Origin of the sequence: Cobetia amphilecti (assembly GCF_032923285.1) — a bacterium.
Taxonomy (GTDB): Bacteria; Pseudomonadota; Gammaproteobacteria; order Pseudomonadales; family Halomonadaceae; genus Cobetia; species Cobetia amphilecti.
The window spans coordinates 232,435-258,389 of sequence record NZ_CP136695.1; the positions used below are offsets into that span (position 1 = coordinate 232,435).

Sequence of the window (25,955 nt, forward strand, 5' to 3'; positions counted from 1 at the left end):
ATGCTCTAACAATGCAGCGAGCGTGCCAGAATGGCGCACGCCGCATCGCTCATTTCAGTAAGCTAATGAATATACTGAAAAAAAACATCACCATCTTCATGCATGCAGCACGAAAACCCGACCAAAGATGGGCCGACAAGGTGCAAAAATTCTTGCCGCGCAGTGCAGATTCATCATTTGAGTGCACCAAAAAACGCCATTGCTCCACATTGGTGCAAAGCGCTGAATCCCGGGGATTTCTCCGCTCACACCCGATGATCACGTCAGCATCACATTGCGGTCATTTCTTCCTTTCATCCTCATGTTTGCCTCGACTCACAAGTTTTTTTCATCCGCGACAAGGGCGCGGAAAAGACTTGAGAGACAACCATTTGGGCACTTCAGGCCAATTGAAGGCACTCGCTGACTCGCCTCGTGAATGCACGATGCTGGCAGGAGGCATGCCATGCCCCCTATAATGCGCCCCAAATCACAAGCGCCCGGTACGCGAGCGCCCATTTTCCGCACAGGTTCCCGTCGTGATCGAGAAACTTCGCAACATAGCCATCATCGCCCACGTTGACCACGGTAAAACTACCCTGGTCGACAAGCTCCTGAGTCAGTCTGGCACCCTGGACCGCAAGGCCGAGGGTCAGGAACGCATCATGGATTCCAACGACCAGGAAAAAGAGCGCGGCATCACCATTCTCGCGAAGAACACCGCGATCCAGTGGAACGACTACCACATCAACATCGTGGATACCCCTGGGCACGCTGACTTCGGTGGCGAAGTCGAGCGCGTGATGTCCATGGTCGATTCCGTGCTGCTGCTGGTCGATGCCGTCGATGGCCCGATGCCGCAGACTCGCTTCGTGACCCAGAAGGCATTCGCCCAGGGCCTGAAGCCGATCGTCGTCGTCAACAAGATCGACCGTCCGGGCTCTCGTCCTGACTGGGTCGTTGACCAGATCTTCGATCTGTTCGACAACCTGGGCGCGACTGACGAGCAGCTCGACTTCCCGATCATCTACTGCTCTGCCCTCAACGGCATTGCCGGTATGGATCCGGAAGACCTGAAAGACACCATGGACCCGATGTTCCAGTCCATCGTCGACATCGTCGAGCCGCCGAAGGTCGAGCTGGACGGTCCGTTCCAGATGCAGATCTCCGCACTGGACTACAACAGCTACGTCGGCGTCATCGGTCTGGGTCGCATCAAGCGCGGCGCCGTCAGCCCGGGTCAGCAGGTTTCCATCATCACCAAGGAAGGCGCTGTCCGTAAGGGCAAGATCGGCCAGGTCATGACTCACATGGGTCTGGACCGCGTGCAGACCGACAAGGCGACTGCCGGCGACATCGTCTGCATCACCGGTATCGAGAACCTCGCGATCTCCGACACCATCTGTGACACCGCCACTGTCGAGGCGCTGCCGCCGCTGACCGTCGATGAGCCGACCGTCTCCATGACCTTCCAGGTCAATGACTCTCCGTTCGCCGGTCAGGACGGCAAGTTCGTCACCAGCCGCAACATCCGTGAGCGTCTGGACCAGGAACTGATCCACAACGTCGCACTGCGCGTCGAACAGGGCGAGACTCCGGAGAAATTCGTCGTCTCCGGTCGTGGTGAGCTTCACCTCTCCGTTCTGATCGAATCCATGCGTCGTGAAGGCTTCGAGCTGGCCGTGGGCCGTCCGGAAGTCATCATCAAGGAAATCGACGGCAAGAAGCAGGAGCCGTACGAAGAAGTCATCATCGACTGTGAAGAGCAGCACCAGGGCTCCATCATGGAAGAGCTGGGCTACCGCAAGGGCGAGCTGACCAACATGAACCCGGATGGCAAGGGTCGTGTGCGTCTGGACTTCATCATCCCGTCTCGCGGTCTGATCGGCTTCCGTGGTCAGTTCCTGACCCTGACCTCCGGTACCGGCATCCTGACCAGCCGCTTCGATCACTACGGTGATCTGAAGGAAGGCGCAGGCGTCGAGCGTCGCAACGGCGTCATGATCTCCATGGTGCCGGGCAAGGCGCTGTCCTACGCCCTGTACACCCTGCAGGAACGTGGCAAGCTGATCATCGGTCACGGTACCGAAGTCTATGAAGGCATGCTGGTCGGTATCCACAACCGCGCCAACGACCTGGTCGTGAACCCGACCAAGGCCAAGAAGCTCGATAACATGCGTTCTACCGGCAACGATGAAAACATCGTGCTGACGCCGCCGATTCGCTTCACCCTGGAACAGGCGATCGAGTTCCTGGATTCCGATGAGCTGGTGGAAGTCACTCCGCTGCACATCCGTATCCGCAAGAAGTACCTGAAAGAGAACGAGCGCAAGCGCGCCAGCAAGTAAGCTGGCCCAGCCAGCCCCCTGCCTGATGGCAGGGGGCATCGTGCTCAAACGCAAAAGACCCGCCAACTCGGCGGGTCTTTTGCGTTTGAGCACTTTTCGCTGTTGCCGCAAAGGGCAGCATGACCATCTCTCTAATACTTATGAATGTCATTGCAGGAAGTGCGTCGCTATTAGGGCTCGCAAAATAAGGGAACTTTGCGCGATACCTTGGCCTGAGGCATCTCTAACACTTAAATGAGGGTTACATGAGGCATATTCGTGTTGCGCATATAGCGTCTTCATTCAGAGCATGCCACACGCGGACAACGCCCCTGCGCAACGTAATGTCTTGATCTATTGATAGCGCGCAATCACACGTCACCGAGCGAGGATAAATCGTCGAATTCTAATGATGCGTCGCGTTTGGACGACGCAAAAACGAGACGTCGATGCGCAGTCACTAGGGTCAACGCAACGGAGCAGGTATCTTCTGCCGGAGCTTTCTTTATGCATATCCTGCAGTTAACGAAGACTTGTTCGCCACACGCCACCCGGAGCAGGGTCCTCTTACCGATCCTCGTGAGCACTCGCCATGTGTCGCCATTGCCAAGCCCGGTGTGTGCAATGCGTCACGAATACGCTCCAGAAGACCCGTATGAAAGGATTCAGCAATGAGCATCAAGCAACGCCTCGAAGTCCTGCCATGGGACACGCTGGCGCGTTACCGCCTGATCGAGATCATCGCCTTGTGGGAGGGGCGAGTCACTTCGCGCCATCTGGGCAACGCCTTCGGTATCGCCAGACAACAAGCCTCGCGCGTCATGAAGACCTACCGCGAGACGGTCGCCGAGAACAATCTCGAGTATGACCCCGTCATCAAGGGCTACCGTCCGTCGGCGAATTTCTGCCCCATGCTGACGCGGGGTGAGGTCGATGAATACCTGCAATTGCTGGGCAATCACGACAATCTGAATCCGCATTTCACCGGGTTGGGGCTAGGCCAGGCAAACACCGAGGCCCTGCGCCTGCCGTCACGCAGCGCCAGTCCGCCGGTGGTCAGGGCCTTGATCGAAGCCGCCAGTCAGGGCGCGCGTCTCGAAGTGACCTATGCCTCTCTCAACTCTCCCCAGGGGGAGGAGCGCATCCTGTGTCCGCATACGCTGGTCTACGCCGCTGGCCGCTGGCATGTGCGCGCCTTCTGCGAGAAGAACCGGGCTTTTCGTGACTTCGTGCTGTCTCGATTCCGCGCGGTGCCGGAGCTGTTCGGTGAAGCCCTCGAGGGCAGCCAGCGCGAGTGCGATGAAGGCTGGGAGACGCGAGTCACCTTGAAGCTGGGCGCCGACCCGCGCCTGACACCCGCCGAGCGCGGCCTGATAGAGCAGGACCACGGCATGGTGGATGGCGAGCTGCACCTGCCGACACGCGGCGCTCTGGTGCAGTACGTCCTGCGCGAGCTGGGCATCAACCCGGACCACCTGGAAGAGTCTCCGCGCGCCCAGCAGCTGGTCGTGCTCAATCGCGACGAGATCACTGACTGGCTGTTCGTCAGCTCCAGCGCCTGACGCGGGAGTGAGCGGGTCTGCCCTCGCGCTGACCTCAGTTGCCTGAATGGGCTATCCATCGCCGAGCGAAGTTTATATGATGACTTCTGCACACAGTCCTTCGCCCTTCCCGGCGGAGGGCTGTTTTTTTGGTGTCCAGCAAGGCCTTGCTCGCAAGGGGCTGACACCACGACTGACAGGAGGTCTCATGGCCACACTTCCCTCGATCATCATCAATCGTCTGGACGCCGAACGCCTCGAGCGCCTGATTGATCGCGTTGCCGCCGCCGACCGTCAGGTGGCAGACCAGCTTGAGGACGAGCTGGAGCGCGGCGAGGTCGTCGAGCCTCACGAGGTGCCCGCCGATATCGTCAGCATGAACAGCCGCGTGGAGTTCACGGACCTGACCCGCCAGCAGACTCTGGTGCGCACGCTGGTCTATCCGCATGCGCTGCCCGACCAGCAGGATGGCCTGTCGGTGCTGGCGCCACTGGGGGCTGCCCTGCTCGGCCTCAAGGTCGGCAGCCTCATCGAGTGGCAGCTGCCGGATGGCAGCCTGCATGAGGTGCGTATCGAGGCGCTGCATTACCAGCCGGAAAGTGCCGGCGACCTGCACCGCTGACAGCGCCTAGCGCATCAGCAGGCGGCGGATAAGACCATGGATGGCGCGCGCAGTCGGCCCATCGGCATAGGGCGGATACATCAGTCGCGCGCCATTCATGCGCCCCTTGGCGAAGATTCCCTTGGCCTTGCTGAGCGTCTGGAAGCCTTCCTTGCCATGGTAATGGCCCATCCCGGATGGCCCGATACCGCCGAACGGCATGTCATCCTGCGCCACATGCAGCAGGGTGTCGTTCAGACACATTCCGCCCGCATGCGTGCCTTCGGTGACCCGCTGCTGTTGGTGCTTGTCGTGGCCGAAGTAATACAGCGCCAGCGGCCGGGGCCGAGCGTTCACATAGGCCATCGCGACGGACAGCGTGTCCGCCGGTGCCTCCAGCAACGTGCCCTTCACACTCGTCTCGCCCTCCGCCACATCCGCTGCCCCCGGGTCCGCCAGGCCGACGATCGGCAGCAGCGGGCCGAAGATTTCTTCCTGCATCACGCGCATCTCATCCGTCACCTCGAGCAACGCCAGCGGCGGCATCAGACGCTTCTCGACCAGCTCGGGGTCATTCCAGTCGGGGCTATCGACCAGAGGCCTGAGTGTCGCGCCCTTCGCCAGGGCATCCTCGAGCACCTCTCGCAAGCGCTGGTACTGACGCTGATTGATGATGCGCGAATAGTCCTGCGTCTCGCAGAAGCGAGGATAGAAGCGCTGGAAGGCCTCGCCCAGTGCCGTGACCAGCAGCGGGACCTGGTCCTCACTGCACAGCACGTAGTCCGGCGCGACGCAGGTCTGGCCGGCGTTCATGCCCTTGCCGAAGGCCAGCCGCCCCGCGGCTTCACGACGCTGCGCCTCATCCGCCATCAGTTCACGCGACATGATCACCGGCGACTTGCCGCCCAGCTCCAGCGTCACGGGGGTCAGGTTGTCCGCCGCGGCGCGCATCACATGCTTGCCGACCGCCGTGCTGCCGGTGAACAACAGGTGGTCGAAGGGCAAGGCCGAGAAGGCCGCCGCCACATCGGCCTCACCGATCACCACGGCCACCTGCACCTCATCGAAGGCATCGAGCAGCATCACGCGCAGCGCCTCGGCGGTCTCGGGGGTGAACTCGCTCATCTTGATCATCACCCGATTGCCGGCACTCAGGGCGCTGATCAAGGGGCCGATCGCCAGATAGAGGGGATAGTTCCAGGGCACGATGATGCCGACCACGCCCAGCGGCTGATAGACGACGCGCGCAGAGGCCGGCTGGAAGGCAGCGCTGACATGGCGCTTGGAGGGCTTCATCCAGCCCTTGAGGTGACGGCGTGCATGACGAATGCCTTCGTAGCTCGGTACCAGTTCGGCCAGACGCGTCTCATGGGCGCTGCGGTGGCCGAAATCGGCGCTGATCGCCGCGATCAGGGCCTCTTCGTGTGACTTGAGCGCATCACGCAGCGAAGTCAGCCAGGCCTGGCGCTCGTTGGCGCTGGGCATCGGCGACAGGCCGTAGGCGGCGCGCTGGTCTTCCAGCAGCGCCTGCATGCGCGTGATTTCCCGGGTAGCAGCCTCGCTGCTCTCATTAGACGAGCCAGCAGGCGAGGCAGCAGACGAGACAACAGACTCAGGCGAAGCAGGGTCAACAGGGGCGGCAGTCGTCATGAGAACATCCAGTGAGGGCCAGCGAAGCCAGCAGCGAAGGCAGACAGCCACGAGTATGGCGTACCAGGCGGTAGCGACCGGCGCGAGGAAAAGCGCCGGCGTAGCTCATCCCGTTTTAGAACACTCGTTTGATGACGTCAAAGAAAGTCGCCTGCGCCGCTGGTGCACGCCGCAATGCAAAAAGCCCCCGCACCGTGAGGTACGAGGGCTTTTCAGGTGTCGACCGGCGATGGCGCCGGTGACGGGAATTCGTTGGCGCGCCCAGCAGGATTTGAACCTGCGACCCCTGCCTTCGGAGGGCAGTACTCTATCCAGCTGAGCTATGGGCGCGCATGCCAGGGTTGCAGTGAACCGAGGCGCGCTTATGGTAACGTCTTGATTCTACGATGTCGAGATATCCCGCCAGCCACGCGGTTGCTGCGCCTCCGGCGAGCGCTATACTGGCTCGATACACAGCCCCAAAAGGTGCACGCCATGCAAGCTCGCCGGCCAGCTGCTTTTCCCCTCAAGCGCTCTTCCCTGTCACTCTCATTGAGCGCGATGCTGTTCAGCGTGCTTGTCAGCGCGTCCGCACAGGCCGCAGACAACTCCCGCGAGGCGATTGCCGAGCGACTCAAGCCGGTGGGCGAGCTATGCGTGAAGGGCGATGCCTGCGCCGGTGATGGCTCGGCAGCGAGCTCGCAGCCGGCGGACAGCGGCGCTGGCGGGCAAGCCAGTGCCGCCAGCGCGATAGACGGCGAGAAGGTCTACGGTGGCATCTGCATGGCCTGTCACACCACTGGCGCCGCCGGTGCCCCGCGCCTGGGCGAGGCCGGCGACTGGGAAGGCCGTCTCTCCAAGGGCGACGAGACGCTCTACACCCACGCCATCGAAGGCTTCAATGCCATGCCGGCCAAGGGCGGCAATCCGGCGCTTTCCGATGAGGAAGTGAAGGCCGCAGTGGATTACCTGCTCGACTCCGTGCGCTGAGTTTCAGCGCACAGTACCCGACAATCAACATCAGCCCAGCAGCGAACGCAGGCCCGCGATGGCATCCCGCCCGCGGGCCACTTTCTTCTCCTGATCCTGCGGCTTGTCGGCCCGCCCTTCCCACTCGAGGTCTTCCGGCGGCAACTCATCCAGGAAGCGGCTCGGCACGCAGTCCATCATCTCGCCGTAGGTCTTGCGCTGGCGCGCCAGCGTCAGCACCAACGTACGGCGGGCACGAGTGATACCCACGTAGGCGAGGCGGCGCTCCTCCTCCACTGTCTCCATCTCGATGGAGTTGCGGTGCGGCAGCAGGTCTTCCTCCAGCCCCAGCACGTAGACATGCGGGAACTCCAGACCCTTGGAGGCATGCAGCGTCAGCAGCTGCACACGGTCGGAGTCATCTTCCTCGGCCTGCTGCTCGAGAATGTCGCGCAGCACCAGGCGTGAGATGGCCGCCGCGACATCGCCGGTCTCGGTATCGCCGATCATCGCCTCGCTGCCCTCCAGCTCCTCCACCTCTTCCTGCGGATTGCCGCTGATCGACTTCTCGAGCTGATCGACCAGGATCCAGACGTTGGCCATGCGCCGCTCGGCGATCTTGGGCGCACTGGCGTTCTGATACAGCCAGCCTTCGTAATCCACCTCGCGGAACAGCTCGCGGATCGCGCTGATCGACTGGCCAGCGTCCATCTCGCGGCGCACGCGGTCCAGCGTATGGGTGAAGCGGCCGAGGCGGTCCAGCGCCCGCTCGCTCAGCTGCTCGCGCAGGCCCATCTCGCTGCAGGCGGCGTAGAGCGACACGCCACGCCCGGTGGCGTAGTTGGCCAGCTTCTCCAGCGTGCCCGGCCCGACTTCCCGCCGCGGCACATTGACGATACGCAGGAAGGCGTTGTCGTCCGCCGGATTGATCAGCAGACGCAGGTAGGCCATCGCGTCCTTGATCTCGTTGCGCCCGAAGAAGGAGGTGCCACCGGAGAGCTTGTAGGGAATCTGGTAGTGCTGCAGCTTCAGCTCCAGCAGGCGCGCCTGGAAGTTGCCGCGATAGAGCACCGCGAAGTCACGCCATTCGGCGCCTTCCTTGATGCGCCGCGTGAGGATCTCGCCCGCCACGCGCTCGGCCTCGGCCTCTTCGTTGCGATTCATGATGATGCGGATCGGGTCGCCATCGCCCATCTGCGACCACAGCGTCTTGTCGTAGACGTGGGGGTTGTTGGCGATCAGGGTGTTCGCCGCGCGCAGGATGATGCCGGTGGAGCGATAGTTCTGCTCCAGCTTGATCAGGTTCAGGCGCGGGAAGTCCTCACCGAGGGTGACGAGGTTCTCGGGGCGTGCGCCGCGCCAGGCGTAGATCGACTGGTCATCGTCGCCCACCACCGTGAAGGTCTGGCGCTCCTGCATCAGCATCTTCACCAGCAGGTACTGGCTGATGTTGGTGTCCTGATACTCATCGACCAGCATGTAGTGGATGCGCCGCTGCCAGCGCGCCAGCACCTCGGGGTGATCACGGAACAGCACCACCGGCAGCAGGATCAGGTCATCGAAGTCGACCGCGTTGTAGGCCTTGAGATGCCGGTTGTAGGCCTCGTAGATCACCGCGGCGTACTGAGCGTCTTCATCCTCGGCATGCGACAGCGCCGCCCCGGGCAGGATCAGGTCATTCTTCCAGGTGGAAATCTGACTCTGCACCGCGTTGATCTGCTCGGCGTCGGTGTCGGCTTCCTTGTGCATCAGTTCCTTGATCAACACCTTGGCGTCATCGGTGTCGAACAGCGAGAAGCCCGGCTTGTAGCCCAGCGTCTTCAGCTCGCCGCGGATGATGGTCAGGCCGAGGGTGTGGAAGGTCGAGACGATCAGCCCGTGGCCCTCGCGGCCCTTGAGCATCTTGCCGACACGCTCCTTCATCTCGCGCGCCGCCTTGTTGGTGAAGGTCACGGCGGCGATGTTGCGTGCCTTCATGCCGCATTCCTGCACCAGATAGGCGATCTTGGTCGTGATCACGCTGGTCTTGCCTGATCCGGCACCGGCCAGCACCAGACAGGGGCCATCGATGGCGCGCACGGCTTCCTGCTGGCGGGGGTTGAGCTTGGCGAGGCGATCACGGATCTCGGTCATCACGGTGTCCTGCTGGGCGAAGAAAGGGAGCGGAAATGCATCTCACGCGGGGCGATGGTCGATCAATCGAGGACTGGCCGTTCAATCGAGGGCTGGCCGATCAGTCGAGCGTTACGGCGCCGGCGAAATCGAGCTGACGCCAGCTTTCATAGACGACTACGGCGACGGCATTCGACAGGTTCATGCTGCGGCTGTCGGCCAGCATCGGCAGGCGCAACACCTGCTCGCGGGGCAGGCTGTCGAGCATCGCCTGCGGCAGGCCGCGCGTCTCGGGGCCGAACACCAGCGCATCACCGGCCTGGAAGCTGGCCTCATGCGGCGCGGTGCGCCCACGCGTCGAGAGCGCGAAGACCCGCGAAGGTGTCACGCTCGCCACGAAGTCATCGAGACTGGCATGGCGCTGCACACGTGCCCACTCATGATAATCGAGACCGGCACGGCGCAGGCGCTTGTCATCCAGCTCGAACCCCAACGGCTCGATCAGATGCAGGCGGTAACCGGTATTGGCACACAGCCGGATGATGTTGCCGGTATTGGGCGGAATCTCGGGCTGATAGAGCACGATATCGAGCATGAGCAGACTCGCGGCAGAAGGCGAAAACAGGGGGCTGGCCGGCGATGCTCACCTGGCCATGACAACGCAAAGCGGGCCCCGAAGGGCCCGCCATCTTACCGCAATGCGTGACTCACGCGGAGCACGCGTTGCCGAGAACCACCCTCAGAACTGCAGACGCATGCCGACCAGCGGGCCGGAATCCAGCGTACGGTCGTTGCGGTTCTCGAAATCAGCCTTCACCTTGCGGTAGCCGACATAGCCTTCGACATTGTCGATGACCTGATAACGGGCGCGCAGGCCGTATTCGTAGCTGTGCTCGAGGTCGTTGCTGGTCGCGACGTCCGGGGTCACGTAGCCATAGCCACCCAGCGAGACGCGCGGTGCGCCCGGCAGGTAGTAGTAGCCGTAGCCGCCGAGGCCCAGACCGCCGCCGTCACCGTGGTCGGTGTCGTACTGGCTCCAGCGTGCGCCGAGGCCCACGTCGTATTCGCTGGTGCGCTCGGTGCCCAGCAGCTGGACGTGACCGGCTGTGACGTCGTCGTGGTCATCGCTGGACAGGATACCGCCGCCGAGCTGGACGCCATTGCCGATCTCGCCATTGATTTCGCCCTGAACGGCTTCAGTATTCAGGTTGAGGTCAGCGTTGCCGGCCATGGCCGGGGCGGACAGACTGGCAGCGAGGATGGCTGCCGAAAGGCCGAGAATGTTACGGTGAGCTGTCATGTATGCACCTCTGTACGTGACTGGGAAGGTAATGCTGCGCGGGTCATGAACGCTCTCAGGCGCCCTGGAGACCGTATTGCGCACGGTAGTCGCGAATCGCGACCGCATGCCCAGACAGTTCCTGCTGTGCGTATTGTTCCAGATATTCGAGCACCTGGTCGAGCGTCACGATACTGACCACGGGCATGGAGAAACGTGCCTCCACTTCCTGAATGGCGCTGTTCGCCTTCAGGCCTCCCTGACCATCGGGAGCGCGCTCCTGACGGTCCAGTGCGATCACGACGCCCGCCGCCTTGGCACTCTCGGCGTGGATGATCTCCATCACTTCGCCGATGGCGGTGCCGGCGGTGATGACATCGTCGATGATCATCACGCGGCCTTCGAGGGGCGCGCCGACCAACGAGCCCCCTTCACCGTGGGTCTTGGCTTCCTTGCGATTGAAGGTGAACGGCATGTCACGATCATGATGATCAGCCAGCGCCACGGCCGTCACGGCACCCAGCGGGATACCCTTGTACGCCGGGCCGAACAGCACATCGGCCTCCAGGCCTGATTCGACGATGGCACGCGCATAGAAGCGTCCCAGACGCGCCAGGGCCTGTCCGGAGCGGAATAGACCAGCATTGAAGAAGTAGGGGCTCACCCGCCCGGACTTGAGCGTAAACTCGCCAAACCGCAGCACGTCCTGCTCGATGGCAAACTCAATGAACTCCCGCTGGTAGTCCTGCATCCGATATCACCTTTGAATTCGTTAGCCATTTACCAAATCGTCTAAAGCTCGGGTATCATACAGGCGCGACGAACCAGGGACCACGTATGAAAATCGCTACAGTTAACGTCAATGGTATTCGAGAAGCGGTCAGCCGCGGCTTCCTCGACTGGCTTGCCAGTCAGGACGCCGACGTCGTCTGCATCCAGAACCTCAAGGCCAAGAGCTTCGAGCTCGACGACAGCATCCTCTACCCGGAAGGGTACGAAGGCTACTTCCTGGACGCCGAAAAAGACGGCTTCTCAGGGGTTGGCCTCTATTGCCGCCAGATCCCCAAGGCCATCATGTATGGACTGGGCTTCGAGCAGTGCGATAACGAAGGCCGCTACCTGCAGGCCGATTACGACCGCTTCAGCATCTGCTCTTTCCTGATGCCTGACGGAAGTGATCCGGCTGCCAAGGGCGCCTTCATGGAGCAGTATCAGGAATACCTCAGCAAGCTGCGCCGCAAGCGTCGTGATTACATGATCTGCGGCACCTGGCATGTGGCCCACAAGACTGTCGACCTCGCCAACTGGTCCGACAATCAGATGACGCCGGGCTTCAAGCCGGAAGAGCGCGCATGGATGGATCAGGTCTTCGGCCCGATCGGCTTCATCGACGCCTTCCGCGAAGTCAATCGCGATGCCGACCAGTACTCCTGGTGGCCAGCGCTGGACAGTGACCAGCCGCGCGCCCGTCAGGAAGGCTGGCGCCTCGACTATCAGGTCATCGACCCGAACCTGCGTCGTCACATCAAGGACGCCTGGATCGACACCGATGCCACCTTCAGCGAGTTCGCACCGGTCATCGTCGAGTACGACCTCGAGCTGTGATGCACGCTGTCACCCCTTGAGCGTTCGGCCTCGGGCCACCCTGCCAGTCGCATGATGTGCCTTCGGGCACTGACGAAAACGCCCCCATCGCGCAAGCGGTGGGGGCGTTTTCTGTCTGGCATCAAGCGCTCATGTCGCAGAACTCACGACACAGCACTCACGACACAGCACTCATGACATGGCACTCATGGCACAGCGGCCGTGCCGCAGGGCTCAGGCGTCGGCCGGCATGCCGAGTGCGGCGCGCTGCGCGGCGAACAGCTGCTCACCGGTACGCTCGGCGAGATCCAGCAGGGCATTGAGCTCGGCGCGATCGAAGGCCGCGCCTTCGGCCGTGCCCTGCACCTCGATCAGTCCCTTGCCTTCGGCCATCACGACATTCATGTCGGTATCGGCCTTGCTGTCTTCCGGATAGTCGAGATCGGTGACCGGCACGCCCTTGTACATGCCGACCGAAACGGCGCTGACCAGACTCACCAGCGGGTCGGTCTTGATCTTGCGCTCACGCTGCAGGCCCTGCAGCGCATCCACCAGTGCCACACAGCCACCGGTGATCGCCGCGGTACGCGTGCCGCCATCGGCCTGGAGTACATCGCAATCGATGGTGATGGTGTATTCGCCCAGCTTCTTCAGGTCTACCGCGGCGCGCAGCGCACGGCCGATCAGACGCTGGATCTCCACCGTGCGGCCACCCTGCTTGCCACGTGCCGCCTCACGATCATTACGGGTATGGGTCGCACGCGGCAGCATGCCGTACTCGGCGGTCAGCCAGCCCTTGCCGGAACCTCGCAGCCAGCGCGGCACGCCCGCCACGACAGAGGCGGTGCACAGCACGCGGGTCTCCCCGAACTCCACCAGCACCGAACCCTCGGCGTGACGAGTGAACTCACGGGTCAGGCGGATCTCGCGCGGCTGCTCCGGGGTACGGCCACTGGGACGGGTCACGTTGGCTTCGCTCATGGGGATTCCTTGTTGCAGTATTCGGGAGGCCAGAGTCTACACGCCGCAGCCACGGGCGACGACCTTCGCGCCGCGCGGGCCAGGCCTGCTCCTGATCACTGGGCGCTCAAGAGCGGCACGCGTACACTTCAGGCTATCAGCGCGGTCACTCATGTACCGCCTCTCTTCTGACAGCCAACCGACAAGGAGCACGTCATGGTCCACAGCATGACCGCCTTCAGCCGCCAGACCCATGAAGCCGACTATGGCACCCTGACGCTGGAGCTGCGCTCGGTGAACCAGCGCTATCTCGAACCGCACTTCCGCCTGCCCGACAGCCTGCGCGAACTCGAAAGCGCCTTCCGCGAAGGCCTGCGCAAGCGCCTCAACCGCGGCAAGGTCGAACTCTCGCTGCGCTTTGACGCCGAAGCCGGTGCCGACAGCCTCGCCGTCGATGCCAGACGCCTGGGTGAACTCAGCCGCGTGCTCGCCGAAGTCGGCCAGCACTGCCCGGACGCCCCGCAGCCCTCACGCCTCGCCCTGCTCGACTACCCCGGCGTGCTGGTACGCGAAGGCGCCGATCAAGAGCGCATCAAGGCCGATGCCCTCAGCCTGTTCAAGCGCGCGCTGGACGAGCACATCGAAGGCCGCGCCCGCGAAGGCGAACGCCTCGCCGAACTGATCAGCGCACGCCTCGATGGCGTCGACACCCACGTCGCCGAAGTCCGCCGACTGATGCCCGACATCCTCGCCCGTCAGCGCGAGAATCTGCTCGCTCGCCTCGAAGAAGTCCGCGCCACCCTCGACCCGCAACGACTGGAAGCCGAGCTGACCCTGATGGCCCAGAAGGCCGACGTCGACGAAGAGCTGGACCGCCTCGACACCCACGTCGGCGAAGTCCGTCGTCAGCTCACCCAGAAAGGCCCCATCGGCCGCCGTCTCGACTTCCTGATGCAGGAACTCAACCGCGAAGCCAACACCCTCTCCTCCAAGTCCGTCGTCGCCGACACCACCCGCTGCGCCGTCGAGCTCAAGGTGCTGATCGAACAGATGCGTGAGCAGATTCAGAATATTGAGTGATAGCGCCAACAGTATTAAGAAACTGGCGGATGCCATTGCCAAACTGCCTTTATAGCTTAAGGTAAATTATTCATGGCCTCCGCCAGTCACGGCTACACCATTGCCTCATTGTAAACTTTCTCTACATCCGCAAAAGTTGTTACGCTCTCTAACTGAGTTAAAGTAGTGAGTTTCATTGAATGAGCTATTGGTCGATGTGGCACACGCGTTACCGGAACGTGTAATGTAAGTGGCTTTCCAAGCTCAAATAAATAATATAGCTCAGACGCATTAGAAGCTTTTCCAGCCTGCTCTTCGTCGATCTCATATCGAGGGAGGAGCCTTACGCGCTTAACTGGCCAAAGCTTATCTATTTTTTTGGTGCTAGTTTGGACATCAGATGTAGATGCCAAAGCCAGGTAGCGAATTTCTTCTACAACATGCTGCTTAAATTTACCCAAGAAAGTACTTTGCGGCATGTGATACCAGCGCGCAACCCCTTGTTCAAATGCCTCAAAGTAGCCATTATCTCGCTTACGCTTACCACTTAATGCTACTGTCATTGTTAAATCTGAATATAGTACTTGCTGCATACCAGAATAGGGTATACGTGAAGCCTCTTGTACATATAGATTTTCTTTTATACTTGAGGAGGAATATTTAGTCATTTCTACCGCAGGGGCTACACCAATTTGAGCCCTTAGAAATTCCAATAACCATTGATGCCCACAATACTTCGTCTCAGCTTGACTAGGAAGCAATGCAAAAGCCCCGATTCCAACCTCCTCAATCGCACGAGCATATGGATTATCATGTGCTTTCTGATCAAAAAATCCAGGATAAAGAGCAAATGCTCCAAAAACGGGCCGACTTTTTCTCACTAGATAAGAAGCATCAAACTTATCACTTTTTTTATTGGGATCAGTTAAGCGGATTAACGCGTCACGATATCGGTGCATCTGATTGATTGCATCATCTGGCACTCGGTCTATATTGTCGACATCTTCAGACTGATCATCATAACGTCCCTTATAATTCTTTATGCGGTACTTCGCATCAAATATCCAAATAAACTTTTGTGCCTCTTCCGATTGATTATCCCCTGGGATCGTGACTTCTAATACAATATCGGGTTCCTGGCTCACCAGATAGGAACGTATGTCTTTGCCTTTTTTGGTGAACTTTGGCTCATGAGCTAACCTCGCTGTTACACCATCACTTCGCTTGAAACAAAAGGCGCCTGCAAACCCATCTCTTAATTGTTACTCAAAATAATCATTTTGATCTAAACTTATTAATTCACTATCAACCACATTAAAACCAAGCTCATCTTCAAGAATTTTCTTCAGGCATAAAAAACACCATACCTCATAAATCTCAGACACCGACTTCATAGACATACTAGATTGACTGTCAAAGGCATCGAGATAGTATTTCAACTCTTGCCAGACTCGATAAACTGCACTATAACCAGTTTTTTGCTGTAGCACCAATGACTCTCGAGTCATTCCAGAGAAAGAGCCGACCTCGCTAATAAAGCTTTGAGTTAATACTTTATTTAAAGGCTTCTGCCAGCAATGTAACTCATCTAAAAAATAATTTGATAACCGCTGGTTCTCAGGCGCACTATTATTAGCGCGCAACTTGTTTTCGAAATTTGCTAGTTTTCGCTTACTTTGGCTTACCGCCATCTTGATAAACCTGTTTTCGGGAGTATCAACACTAAGCCTTTTTTTATTCACTCTATATCGCTTATCATATTGCCCAGAAGAAAAATCCTGTTTCACGCGCTCAGCTAGCTTTCTAGGAAGACGCCCCTTTAACTTTGAAGCCTTGATACTATCAATATGCGACTTCAGGCGACTATGGGGTGCTGCACAAACCACTTTGAGTCCCTGCTCAAAACGTAACCTTAAAGCAGCAAAATTCGCTAGCCACATTAAAGGGAAATGACCTCGCTGATTCCCTAGCGCTGTATCTTGCTCAGTTTTTTCTACAAGGCTGAAACGCCACAACGGATAAATAGAATCAATCGCTCGATACATACATGGGAGATCACGATGCAACATCATCTTGACTGGCAGCACTTCGAACGCGATATTTTGTAGATAGATCTTGCCTTCAATTTCAAAAGATAAAGGCAAGCGCATCCATCCTATATCGTTCCCAGTATTTATAGTTCCTGTCAAACGAGCCGGCATTGGCCCTCGTTGCTTTGAGAATCGAAAGGTGTCATTAACATTTTGACTACGGTGCTTTATGCATGCAAACGTCACTTTAGAAAAGAAAACCCACTCAAACTGATATTGGGTATTCTCAAAAAAAATTGGTGAACTTAATAATATATTATCTTTCTTTTTAGGTCCTAAAACACTTGTGGATAGCTCTGTTGCCACAGAAGTACTTGTATTCTCCAGGTTTGAACTTGGTTCTAAATGAAAATCAACAAGCTCGATTTCAGGTGAAAAGCGTAACTGGTAACTAGGAGTCGACATATCCTCTGTAAGTACCGCAGAAACATTATTCTCCTTCCAATCCCCATTAGAACTACTAGTGGTCGAACTAGAATTTCTAGCCATAGTGGTATTATACATTTTGACACGCTGACTAATATCACTAGACCAGACTGAAAACTCGTAATCAGGAGTTTGTAATCGAAATAACTCTGGCATAGCTAGACCTCCATATTGTCTATTGCCACTATAAGCAGAAGGTCAAGGCCAGAAGCTGGTGAAGGTAGCGCTAACTAATCTTTGCTGCATCCACTCCAGTTTGCTTATAGAGCGACACGGGATATTTAATGTCTTTTCGCTATTACTATCTGTTATTATTTTTTCCCGATAAAGATCTGGCCGCTGAATTAAATCGCTATCGCTTCGATTAAAAATAGATGCGAACTGACTCTGCAGCACAGCTTTCAGCTTTATTAGTATCTCCTCCCCTCCTACAGTTGTAAGTTTATCCCTATCTCCCTCAATGCGAGGAAGCACCTTGCACATCATAAAATCATCCCACACCGCTATCAGACTTTTATCGTCTTGTGGCTGCGCACAAACAACTGCTAATAACAACTCATTAAGTACACGATACGCCAGCTCGAAAGGCGTACTTTCCAAGCTTTCATTAATCGCCTTCAAAAACACAATACTTTTTTCACCATTACGATCACAAGTTGATTCCAAGTCTAATTGACTTACTTGTGCCTGTAGCGGATAGCTCAAAGCTTTATTTTGAATGGTAGGTGAAAAGAATTCATCAAAGCTATTTGGGAAAAAAGCGCCAAAATCAAAACTAATCGCTCTATCTATCACTTTCCTAGAAAAGCCATGGGTTGTTTCATCCATATTAACCGTGCCTGCAACGATTAAGTTGAAAGGTATTCCGATGCCATACTGCTCAAACATCTCCCATGCCATATCGTAGGTAGAGCCTTGAAGCCCAAGATCTTCTCTTAATGTGGAGTCTTCTCCTAATTGAGATATTGTAGATGACTTGAGTAACAGGTCGCTACTATATGAGAATGACCCGCCCCTCCATGACCATGAACGTGTCTCTAATATTGAAAGATAATCAGCAAAATACTGCTCTACTGGTGCTAAATTCATCTCATCAAGGCAAAGCCAATAGGGTCTAATTAAGCCAAGGTCTTTGTTATCACCGATAACCTCTAACTGGCCGTTTTTTGATACTTCAAACTTTACTTTTGCAGATAATATTTCACGCCATGCCTTAATTATGAAAAATAGCACATCTGTAACTATAAACTGCGGCGTGCCATTAAGACGAGATATGTATCCTAGAAGATCACTTGGCTCATGCCAGTCTGGGCGCACAGAGCTTAGACAATAAGTATCAGCTAGTGACCCAGTTGCCTCTGCTTGTTTACGCACAAATCTAGTTTTTCCTGTTCCTGAAATACCAGCAAGCAAGAGAAACGGCTTATAAACAAATATATCAGGAGTAAAGTTCACAGATAAGCCAACATTATCTGGCTCGTCTACATTATTTGTATTAAAACCGAGCTGCTTAGAGTCATTGACTTCACTCAACTTGGTATCAATGCTGTCAAGAATAGATAACGTCTCAACTCGCTTATAATAGTACAACAATTCGGTAAGATCATTAAAAAGCTCTTCTTCTTCGGGAAGATTATCAAATGCATAAAATTTAGCGGCAATATTTGGCTTTTCATATGATTGCCCAAGACTGGTGGAAGCATTTAGCTGTACACAATCTACATTTTCCCAATCTATTAGTTCGGGTATTTCATTTCGAATATGCTGTACGATAACTTCAGACCTTTTCTCTGAAACAACCTTACCATACTTATCTTTAGGGTTAGTCGTGCCTTGATTAAGTGACAAATAAAAGCCAGAACCATCAGCTTTAAAAAGATATACTGGATATACCCCATCTTTAGTGCTAGTGGTTATTCTCGGATTTAGCATCGAAATCCAAGGTACATTTGCCCAATTACCAGCACCAACACTAGCCTTGACAATAAAATCTGGGTGCTTTGTATGAACAAAGGTCTTAACTCGACCACCTATATCAACTTTAAATAGTGCAGCAATCGCATGATTAGTAAATGTTTCTTTACAAGCATCCTCCCAGCTACTCAAAAATCTCTCTATATCTTGTATAAGCGGCATAACACTTTACCTGGAATTAATTAATTTGAACTCAAAATTAGACTGCTTAGATTAGCAAAGTTAACTTAAAAACCTATCCCAATGTAACCTTGATTTTTCTTTCAGAGCCACCATCTTGTTTCCACCCCTCGACTGAGGGCTTTTCCGCTCAAGGAGTCAGGCATGTCTATCGAACAAGTGCTGTACCGTGCAGAAGCCACTACCACTGGGGGTCGTGAGGGCAAGTCGCGTTCTTCCGATGGGGCGCTGGATGTCACCCTGAGCACGCCGAAGGAGCTGGGTGGTGGTGGCGGTGAAGGTACCAACCCGGAGCAGCTGTTCGCGGCGGGTTACTCTGCCTGCTTCATCGGTGCCATGAAGCACGTGGCCAGCACTGACGACGTGACGCTGCCAGAAGGCCTGGAGATCACCGGCAAGGTGGGCATCGGCCAGATTCCGGCCGGTTTCGGTATCGAGGTGGCGCTGGATATCAGCCTGCCGGGCATGGACAAGGCCGAGGCGGATGCGCTGGTCGAGAAGGCGCATCAGGTGTGCCCGTACTCCAACGCGACGCGTGGCAACATCGATGTGACGCTGAACGTCAGCGTCTGATGGCTGACGACTGATCGCCAGACACGAAAACGCCGCCCCTCGGGGCGGCGTTTTTGATGGTGCGAGACGCGCGTTGCTTTCGAACGGAGCCGATCAGACGCCCTGCTCGCGCGCCATGCGGCGGGCAATCAGCGGAGCGTTCCACAGGCTGGGCAGCAGAATCAGCGACACCGGCACGGCGGTGACGACGATAAAGGATTGCAGCGCGTTGATGCCGCCATCGCCCATCGAGATCAGCAGCGCCGCGACCACGCCCATCATCAGGCTCCAGAACACGCGCACGCCGCGCGGCGGGTTGTCGTGGCCGCTCATCACCATCGAGACCGCGTAGGTCATCGAGTCACCGGTGGTGGCGACGAACAGCGTGGTCAGCACCAGGAACAGCACCGAGATGGTGAAGCCGAACGGCAGCTGCTGGGTGATGGCGATCAGCGCTGCCGGCAGATTGAAGCCGGTGAACGGACCGGAGACGCTGCCCGGGTTGCTCAGCTCGAAGGCCAAGCCGCTGCCACCGATGATGGTGAACCACAGGCAGGTGACCAGCGGCGAGATGACCGCGATCAGCAGCACCATCTGACGCAGGGTGCGGCCACGCGAGATACGCGCCACGAACATCGCCATCAGCGGACCATAGCCGATGAACCAGCCCCAGAAGAACAGCGTCCAGCCATTCAGCCAGCCATCGTCACCCCGGAAGGAAGACATGGCGACGAAGTCACCGACGTAGCGCGCCAGGCCCTGCGGGAAGGCTTCGAGCAGGAAGCCGGTCGGGCCCATGATCAGGATGAACAGCAGCAGCGCGCCGCCGAGCAGGACGTTGGTGCTGCTCAGGAACTGGATGCCACGGGTCACGCCGCTGACGGCCGACAGGGTATAGATGACGGTCAGTACGAGCAGCAGCGTGAGCTGGGTCGCGTAGGTATCGGGAATGCCGAACAGCGCATTGAGGCCATAGCTGACCTGCAGGCCGAGGAAGCCGATGGGGCCGACGGTACCGGCCACCACTGCCAGCACGCAGCAGGCATCGACCAGCGCACCGATGGGGCCACGCATGACGCGGTCGCCGAACAGCGGATAGAGCAGCGTGCGCGGCTTGAGCGGCAGGCCCTTCTCGTAGTGCAGGTACATGAAGATGATGCCGGTCAGGCTGCCGAGCATCGCCCAGGCCAGAAAGCCCCAGTGCATGAAGCTCTGCGCCAACGCGTTGTAGGCGGCATCGGCGTTGCCAGTCGGGGCGTCCGCGCCGAACACCGGCGGCGGCGAGGTGAAGTGAGCGATCGGCTCTGCCGCTGCCCAGAAGACACCACCGCCCGCCAGCAACGTGCACAGGATGATGGCCATCCAGCGCAGCGTCGAGATATCCGGCGCCGCCAGCCCGCCCATGCGCACCCGTCCGGTACGGCCGATGGTCAGCACGATGGCGATGACGAAGGTCGCCAGCATCAGCGCTTGCCAGTAGGCACCGAAGTATTGGGTCGAGACACCGAAGGCACTCTGGATGAGCGCGGAGACAGCGTCGAGATCCACCAGTGCGGCGATGGCAAACACTGCCAATACGCCACCACTGATGATGAAGACGGGCCAGTCGATACCTTGCGGGGTGTGGGCGGGTTCAGCGGGGGGATTTACCGGTGTGGCGGAGCCGGACGAAACAGTCCGGGAAGAATCCGTCATTAGTCAGCCTCTGGGCATGATCTGAGTGACGGTGCAGTGTATCAGCCGTAAAACGCTGAACTATGACACAAGCCGTTGTTTTTACACCTATGTAACGCGACGTATCACCAAGCCTACAGCCGTTTTACATCCGGGCATCGGTGATAACAACTCATGACCTCCCTCGGCTGCCATCTTCGGGCCATGCCAGACTGATCCGTGCGTGACGACATGAAAAGGCCGCCCGAGTGGGCGGCCTTTTTCACATCAGCCAGTTACAGCCCTTGCTCACGCGCCATCTGCCGCGCGATACGCGGCGCATTCCACAGACTGGGCAACAGCACCAGCGAGACAGGCACCGCGGTCACCACGATGAAGGATTGCAGCGCATTGATGCCGCCATTGCCCATCGAGATCAGGATCGCCGCCACGACACCCATGATCAGGCTCCAGAACACACGCACGCTGCGTGGCGGGTTGTCGTGCCCGCTCATCACCATCGAGATGGCGTAGGTCATCGAATCCCCGGTCGTGGCCACGAACAGCGCCGACAGAATCAGGAACAGCACCGACATGATGAAGCCGAACGGCAGCTGCTGAGTGATGGCGATCAAGGCCGCCGACAGATTGAAGCCGCTGAACGGGCCCGAGACGCTGCCCGGGTTTTCCAGCTCGAAGGCCAGGCCGCTGCCGCCGAGAATGGTGAACCAGACACAGGTCGCGAGCGGCGACAGGATGGTGATCAACAGCACCATCTGGCGCAGGGTACGCCCCCGCGAGATACGCGCGACCAGCATCGCCATCAGCGGACCGAAGCCGATGAACCAGCCCCAGAAGAACAGCGTCCAGCTATCCAGCCAGCCGCTGTCGCCGCGGAAGACCGCCATCGGCACGATATTGTCCAGGTAGTCGACCATGCCCAGCGGGAAGGCCTTGAGCAGGAATTCGGTCGGCCCGAAGAGCACGATGAAGAACAACATCGCGCCGCCGATCAGCACGTTGGCACTGCTCAGGAACTGGATGCCGCGCATCACGCCACTGACGGCGGACAGGGTGTAGACGAGGGTCAGGATGGCCAGCAGTACCAATTGCGTCGCGTAGGTATCGGGAATGCCGAACAGCGCATTGAGCCCGTAACTGACCTGGATGCCGAGGAACCCGACCGGCCCCACGGTACCCGCGATGACGGCCAGTACGCAGCAGGCATCGACCAGCGCGCCGATCGGCCCATGCATCACGCGCGCGCCGAGCAGCGGATAGAGCAAGGTGCGCGGCTTGAGCGGCAAGCCCTTCTCATAGTGCAGGTGCATGAAGACGACGCCCGTCAGACTGCCCAGCACCGCCCAGCCGAGAAAGCCCCAGTGCATGAAGCTCTGCGCCAGCGCATTGTAGGCCGCATCGAGATTGCCGACCGGAGCCTCCGGCCCGAAGACGGGCGGCGGCGAGGCGAAGTGCGCGATGGGCTCTGCGGCGGCCCAGAACACGCCACCTCCGGCGAGCAGGGTGCACAGAATGGTCGCCATCCAGCGCGGCGTGGAGATGTCAGGCGTCGCCAACCCGCCCAAGACCACGCGCCCCATGCGCCCGAAGGTCATGCCGACGGCGACGAGGAAGGTCACGATCATCAAGCCCTGCCAATAGGCACCGAAGTAGGTGGTCGAGAAGTCGAAGGCGTGATTGATCAGGGCCGACACGCCGTCCAGGTCGATGAGTGCGGCGGCGACGAACAGCGCCATCACGCCTCCACTGAGGAGGAAGACCGGCCAGTCCAGACTGCGGGAGCTGTTGAGCGCTGTGGGTTCGGAATCAGGCAGTGATGCGGCTTGATCAGGAGAGGATGTGGTGTGATCAGCAAGAGATGCGGCGTGATCGGAAAGGGGAGCTGCTTGGGTTGCGGAGCCGGACAAGGCAGTCCGGGTGGTATCCGTCATTAGTCAGCCTCGGGGCATGATCTGAGTGACGGGGCAGTCTAACAGGCGCGAAAGCGCCGAATATGACACAAGTGATTGTTTTTACACCCATGTAACGCGACGTATCATCAAGCCAACAGCCTCATTACATGCCTGCCACCCCGTAACCGCCAGCGAGAGGCTCGCCGCGGGAGCGCGCAGCTGCGAGGATGGAGTCTCACGGTGGCCAGCCTGCCGGTCGCCTTCGATCCACTGCCGCTCGCGGCCCCTGCAACGAACGCAAGCCATGACCTCGCCCCGTCGCCGCGACTTCACCCCCGCGATGAAGCGTCGCAACCAGCATCTGCTCAAGGACGTGACCTGTGCCCAGAGCGCACCGCTCAATGTCGCCTTCATTCTCCTGGAGCATTTCTCGATGCCCGCCTTCACCAGCGCCCTCGATGTGCTGGTCACGGCCAATCTGCTCCGCGATATCCCCTTCTATCGCATTCACACCTTCGGGGTGACGGCGGGCAGCGTGCGCAGTGATCTGGGCATCGACATCATGGCCAGCGCCGGGCTCGAGTCGCTGGGGCAGGCGCAGATCGACATGATCATCGTGTGTGGCGGCTACCGGGTGCAGCTGGACGAGATTCCCTTGCTGAGCGAAGTCTTGCGGCGAGCCGACCACCAGGGCTGTCGCCTCGGCAGCCTGTGGAATGGCAGCTACTTTCTGGCAGCCGCCGGCGTGATGGCGGGCCATCGCTGCACCATCCATCCCGAGAATGCGGCGCTGTTCAGCGAGTCATTCCCCCAGCTGGAGCTGTCGCGTGCCCCGCTGGTGGTGGAAGCAGCGCGCTTCAGCTGCACCAATGCCGGCAGCGCGCTGAACATGATGCTGGAAGCCATGCGCCAGCGTCACGGCGATGACCTGGCGCGCAGTGTCGAGGAAATCCTCGCCTGCGAGCGCCCCGCGACGCCCAGCCCCTGGCATCCGGACCAGACGCTGCCCGCGCCGGACAGCCAGCACCCGGAGGCACTGCGCACCATCCTCGAACTGATGAGCAACAACCTCGAGGAGCCTTTGAGCATGAGCGAGATCTCGCACTGCGTGACGCTGTCACGCCGCCAGATCGAGCGCCTGTTCACCCGCCATCTGGATACCACGCCCTCGCGCTACTATCTGGAGCTGCGCCTGACGCGGGCACGCCAGCTGCTGACACAGGGCAACGCCAGCATCACCGAGGTCACCGTGGCCTGCGGCTTCGTCAGCACCACCCACTTCAGTCACTGCTTCCGCGATTACTTCGGCATGTCGCCGACGCGCGCGCGTCAGCAGCGCTGACGCTGCCCTGTCACTGACGTGCCGGCGCCGCTCCACAGACTTTCCGCCACCGCAACGCAAGACGCCGCCCCGAAGGGCGGCGTCTTGCGTTGCGGCTTGTGCTCACGTGGGGGTTCTTGCCCCGCGCTCACAATCTCGCTTCAGGCCCACATCAGGCAGAAGCCGTCTGCAGCTCGCGGCGCTCATGACGCTGACCGAGCAGGAAGACGATCAAGCCCGCGATGGCCATCGCCACCCCGACCAGGCCGATGGAGGAATGCGACGGGCCATAGGCGAAGGCCATGCCACCACACCAGGCGCCCAGCGCATTGGCGATGTTGAATGCCGCATGATTGAGCGTCGCCGCCATGGTCTGGGCGTCTTCCGCCACATCCATCAGGCGCATCTGCAGCGCCGGTGCCAGACCGATGCCGGTACCGACCAGCCCGACGAACAAGATGCCGCTCCAGACACCATCGGCGGCGAAGTAGAAGCCACCCTGCACCAGCGCACTCCAGATCAGCACGGCAGGAATGGTGCGCATCAGGTCGATGTCCGCGGCACGGCTACCGATCAGGTTGCCGATGATGGTGCCTACCCCGAAGACGGCCAGCACCATCGGCACCAGGTTCTGGGACAGCCCGGCCTGGACGTTGAGCGTCTCCACCGCATAGCTGTAGACACTGAACATGCCGCCGAAACCGATGCAGGCGATGCCGAGGGTATAGAGCACCCGCGGCTTGATCAGCGCGGCCAGCTCGGTGAGCGGGGTCGCGTCCTGATTGCCGGCCTGATAGGGCACGAAGCCGCGCACCAGCACCGCCGTAGCCAGCGCCAGCAGACCGACGACGAGAAAGGCGGAATGCCAACCGAACAGGCTGCCGAACCAGGTCGCCGCTGGCGCCCCGATCAGAATCGCCACCGTCAGGCCCATCATCACGCGACCGACGGCCCGCCCGCGCTCGCCGGCGGGGGCAGCATCCGCCGCCACCAGGGCCGCGACGCCCAGATAGACACCATGCGGCAGGCCGGCGATGAAGCGCAGCGCGGCAAAGCTGGTCAGCGACGGTGCCAGCAGGCTGGCCACGTTGCTGACCGCGAACAGCAGCATCAGGCCGATCAGCAGGCCACGCCGCGGCAGGCGCGCGCCCAGCGCCGATATCAGGGGCGCACCGACCACCACGCCCATCGCATAGGCACTGATGGCGTAGCCGACCTGCTGCGAGGACACATTGAAGTCCGCCGCGATGTTGGGCATCAGGCCCATGATCACGAATTCGGTAGTGCCGATGGCAAAGGCACCGAGCGCCAGCGCCAGTTCGGCGATGCGCGGATGGCGCGCAACGGGGGAGGCAGACATGTCCGGGTCTCCTGAAACTTGAAAAGGGGGTATCACCCGTGGCCGTACTCAGCCGTGGCGCCGCTGTCAGGGCAGGCCACGGCTGACATTGCCCGCGCATGGCTGGCGCTACGCAGGGCAAAAGACCGCGCGCCATTCATCATCAGCCGGAAGGCAGGAATGAATGGCGCGCGGGACAGGTAACGGGTGATGCGCTCGTGCGCGGCCTCTCTGGCGGAGGCCTGCGGCACGTCTGGCGCTGCTCTATCGACTTATGTACGCGGCTTGCGAAGGACGGTTCACGAACCTCTTCTGGCAAGGCGCGTTGGGAATCACGGGAGTGCGCAAGCTCAGGCCAGCGTGGCGAGGCGGCGGCAAACCCTGTGTCCCTTCAAGACCCCAGGCCGGCGCGAGAACTGGCTGACGCGAGAACTGGCCGACGCTTGAGTGATAACTGAAATATACGA

The 25,955-nt window shown here is 59.0% G+C and carries 18 protein-coding genes, 1 tRNA gene and 1 pseudogene; 8 read left to right on the forward strand and 12 right to left on the reverse strand.

Features of this window, described 5'->3' with window-relative positions; all coding sequences use genetic code 11:
- Positions 1 to 518: 518 nt before the first annotated feature.
- The 3 genes from typA to rnk all read left to right on the forward strand — a co-directional run bounded on the left by typA (position 519) and on the right by rnk (position 4,469).
- A complete protein-coding gene (gene typA / locus R1T44_RS01060; protein WP_043335760.1) occupies positions 519 to 2,327 on the forward strand; it encodes a translational GTPase TypA in 1,809 nt (602 codons plus the stop codon).
- Positions 2,328 to 2,977: 650 nt separating this feature from the next.
- A complete protein-coding gene (locus R1T44_RS01065) occupies positions 2,978 to 3,868 on the forward strand; it encodes a WYL domain-containing protein (RefSeq protein WP_043331776.1) in 891 nt (296 codons plus the stop codon).
- A 187-nt stretch (positions 3,869 to 4,055) separates the two neighbouring features.
- Complete coding sequence (gene rnk / locus R1T44_RS01070; RefSeq protein ID WP_317292407.1) at positions 4,056 to 4,469, forward strand: nucleoside diphosphate kinase regulator; 414 nt, start codon at positions 4,056 to 4,058, stop codon at positions 4,467 to 4,469.
- Between the two features lie 6 nt (positions 4,470 to 4,475).
- Here rnk and R1T44_RS01075 read toward each other — a convergent pair whose 3' ends face one another.
- On the reverse strand, positions 4,476 to 5,981 hold the full coding sequence (locus tag R1T44_RS01075) for a coniferyl aldehyde dehydrogenase (RefSeq protein WP_317292408.1): 1,506 nt from the start codon (positions 5,979 to 5,981) through the stop codon (positions 4,476 to 4,478).
- A 370-nt stretch (positions 5,982 to 6,351) separates the two neighbouring features.
- Positions 6,352 to 6,428, reverse strand: a tRNA-Arg gene (locus R1T44_RS01080).
- A gap of 144 nt (positions 6,429 to 6,572) precedes the next feature.
- Between R1T44_RS01080 and R1T44_RS01085 the strand changes: the two genes are divergently transcribed.
- Positions 6,573 to 7,067 (forward strand): c-type cytochrome, encoded by a 495-nt coding sequence (locus tag R1T44_RS01085; protein ID WP_064503228.1) that lies wholly within the window; start codon positions 6,573 to 6,575, stop codon positions 7,065 to 7,067.
- Positions 7,068 to 7,097: 30 nt separating this feature from the next.
- On the opposite strand, the gene rep is transcribed toward R1T44_RS01085, so the two are convergent.
- From rep to pyrE, 4 genes are all read right to left on the reverse strand, one after another.
- Positions 7,098 to 9,179 carry a DNA helicase Rep gene (gene rep, locus R1T44_RS01090; RefSeq protein WP_043331771.1) on the reverse strand — a complete coding sequence of 694 codons (2,082 nt, stop codon included), beginning with the start codon at positions 9,177 to 9,179 and terminating at the stop codon, positions 7,098 to 7,100.
- Between the two features lie 100 nt (positions 9,180 to 9,279).
- Positions 9,280 to 9,753 carry a tRNA (uridine(34)/cytosine(34)/5-carboxymethylaminomethyluridine(34)-2'-O)-methyltransferase TrmL gene (trmL, locus tag R1T44_RS01095; protein ID WP_317292409.1) on the reverse strand — a complete coding sequence of 158 codons (474 nt, stop codon included), beginning with the start codon at positions 9,751 to 9,753 and terminating at the stop codon, positions 9,280 to 9,282.
- A 144-nt stretch (positions 9,754 to 9,897) separates the two neighbouring features.
- Positions 9,898 to 10,458 (reverse strand): YfaZ family outer membrane protein, encoded by a 561-nt coding sequence (locus R1T44_RS01100; RefSeq protein WP_317292410.1) that lies wholly within the window; start codon positions 10,456 to 10,458, stop codon positions 9,898 to 9,900.
- A gap of 55 nt (positions 10,459 to 10,513) precedes the next feature.
- The gene (gene pyrE, locus R1T44_RS01105) at positions 10,514 to 11,188 is read right to left on the reverse strand and encodes an orotate phosphoribosyltransferase (protein WP_107335804.1); all 675 of its coding nucleotides are present in this window, start codon (positions 11,186 to 11,188) and stop codon (positions 10,514 to 10,516) included.
- A gap of 86 nt (positions 11,189 to 11,274) precedes the next feature.
- On the opposite strand from pyrE, the gene R1T44_RS01110 reads away from it, so the two are divergent.
- Positions 11,275 to 12,042, forward strand: a complete 768-nt coding sequence (locus R1T44_RS01110) for an exodeoxyribonuclease III (protein WP_043331765.1) — start codon at positions 11,275 to 11,277, stop codon at positions 12,040 to 12,042.
- Between the two features lie 213 nt (positions 12,043 to 12,255).
- Here the strand turns inward: R1T44_RS01110 and rph are convergent, their stop codons facing one another.
- A complete protein-coding gene (gene rph, locus R1T44_RS01115; protein ID WP_317292411.1) occupies positions 12,256 to 13,002 on the reverse strand; it encodes a ribonuclease PH in 747 nt (248 codons plus the stop codon).
- A gap of 195 nt (positions 13,003 to 13,197) precedes the next feature.
- On the opposite strand from rph, the gene R1T44_RS01120 reads away from it, so the two are divergent.
- On the forward strand, positions 13,198 to 14,061 hold the full coding sequence (locus R1T44_RS01120) for a YicC/YloC family endoribonuclease (RefSeq protein ID WP_107335803.1): 864 nt from the start codon (positions 13,198 to 13,200) through the stop codon (positions 14,059 to 14,061).
- A gap of 92 nt (positions 14,062 to 14,153) precedes the next feature.
- On the opposite strand, the pseudogene R1T44_RS01125 reads toward R1T44_RS01120, so the two are convergent.
- Both R1T44_RS01125 and R1T44_RS01130 read right to left on the reverse strand, forming a co-directional pair.
- Positions 14,154 to 16,712: pseudogene (locus tag R1T44_RS01125) on the reverse strand (DUF2357 domain-containing protein).
- Between the two features lie 42 nt (positions 16,713 to 16,754).
- Complete coding sequence (locus R1T44_RS01130; RefSeq protein ID WP_317292412.1) at positions 16,755 to 18,692, reverse strand: MrcB family domain-containing protein; 1,938 nt, start codon at positions 18,690 to 18,692, stop codon at positions 16,755 to 16,757.
- A gap of 162 nt (positions 18,693 to 18,854) precedes the next feature.
- Here R1T44_RS01130 and R1T44_RS01135 point away from each other — a divergent pair, with 162 nt between their 5' ends.
- A complete protein-coding gene (locus R1T44_RS01135; protein ID WP_043331762.1) occupies positions 18,855 to 19,283 on the forward strand; it encodes an organic hydroperoxide resistance protein in 429 nt (142 codons plus the stop codon).
- A 93-nt stretch (positions 19,284 to 19,376) separates the two neighbouring features.
- On the opposite strand, the gene R1T44_RS01140 is transcribed toward R1T44_RS01135, so the two are convergent.
- Positions 19,377 to 20,957, reverse strand: a complete 1,581-nt coding sequence (locus R1T44_RS01140; protein WP_317292413.1) for a BCCT family transporter — start codon at positions 20,955 to 20,957, stop codon at positions 19,377 to 19,379.
- Positions 20,958 to 21,211: 254 nt separating this feature from the next.
- The gene (locus R1T44_RS01145) at positions 21,212 to 22,867 is read right to left on the reverse strand and encodes a BCCT family transporter (RefSeq protein WP_317292414.1); all 1,656 of its coding nucleotides are present in this window, start codon (positions 22,865 to 22,867) and stop codon (positions 21,212 to 21,214) included.
- A gap of 265 nt (positions 22,868 to 23,132) precedes the next feature.
- Here R1T44_RS01145 and R1T44_RS01150 point away from each other — a divergent pair, with 265 nt between their 5' ends.
- Positions 23,133 to 24,170 carry a GlxA family transcriptional regulator gene (locus tag R1T44_RS01150; RefSeq protein ID WP_043331759.1) on the forward strand — a complete coding sequence of 346 codons (1,038 nt, stop codon included), beginning with the start codon at positions 23,133 to 23,135 and terminating at the stop codon, positions 24,168 to 24,170.
- A gap of 151 nt (positions 24,171 to 24,321) precedes the next feature.
- Here R1T44_RS01150 and R1T44_RS01155 read toward each other — a convergent pair whose 3' ends face one another.
- Positions 24,322 to 25,509 carry an MFS transporter gene (locus R1T44_RS01155; protein WP_043331757.1) on the reverse strand — a complete coding sequence of 396 codons (1,188 nt, stop codon included), beginning with the start codon at positions 25,507 to 25,509 and terminating at the stop codon, positions 24,322 to 24,324.
- Positions 25,510 to 25,955 lie beyond the last annotated feature (446 nt).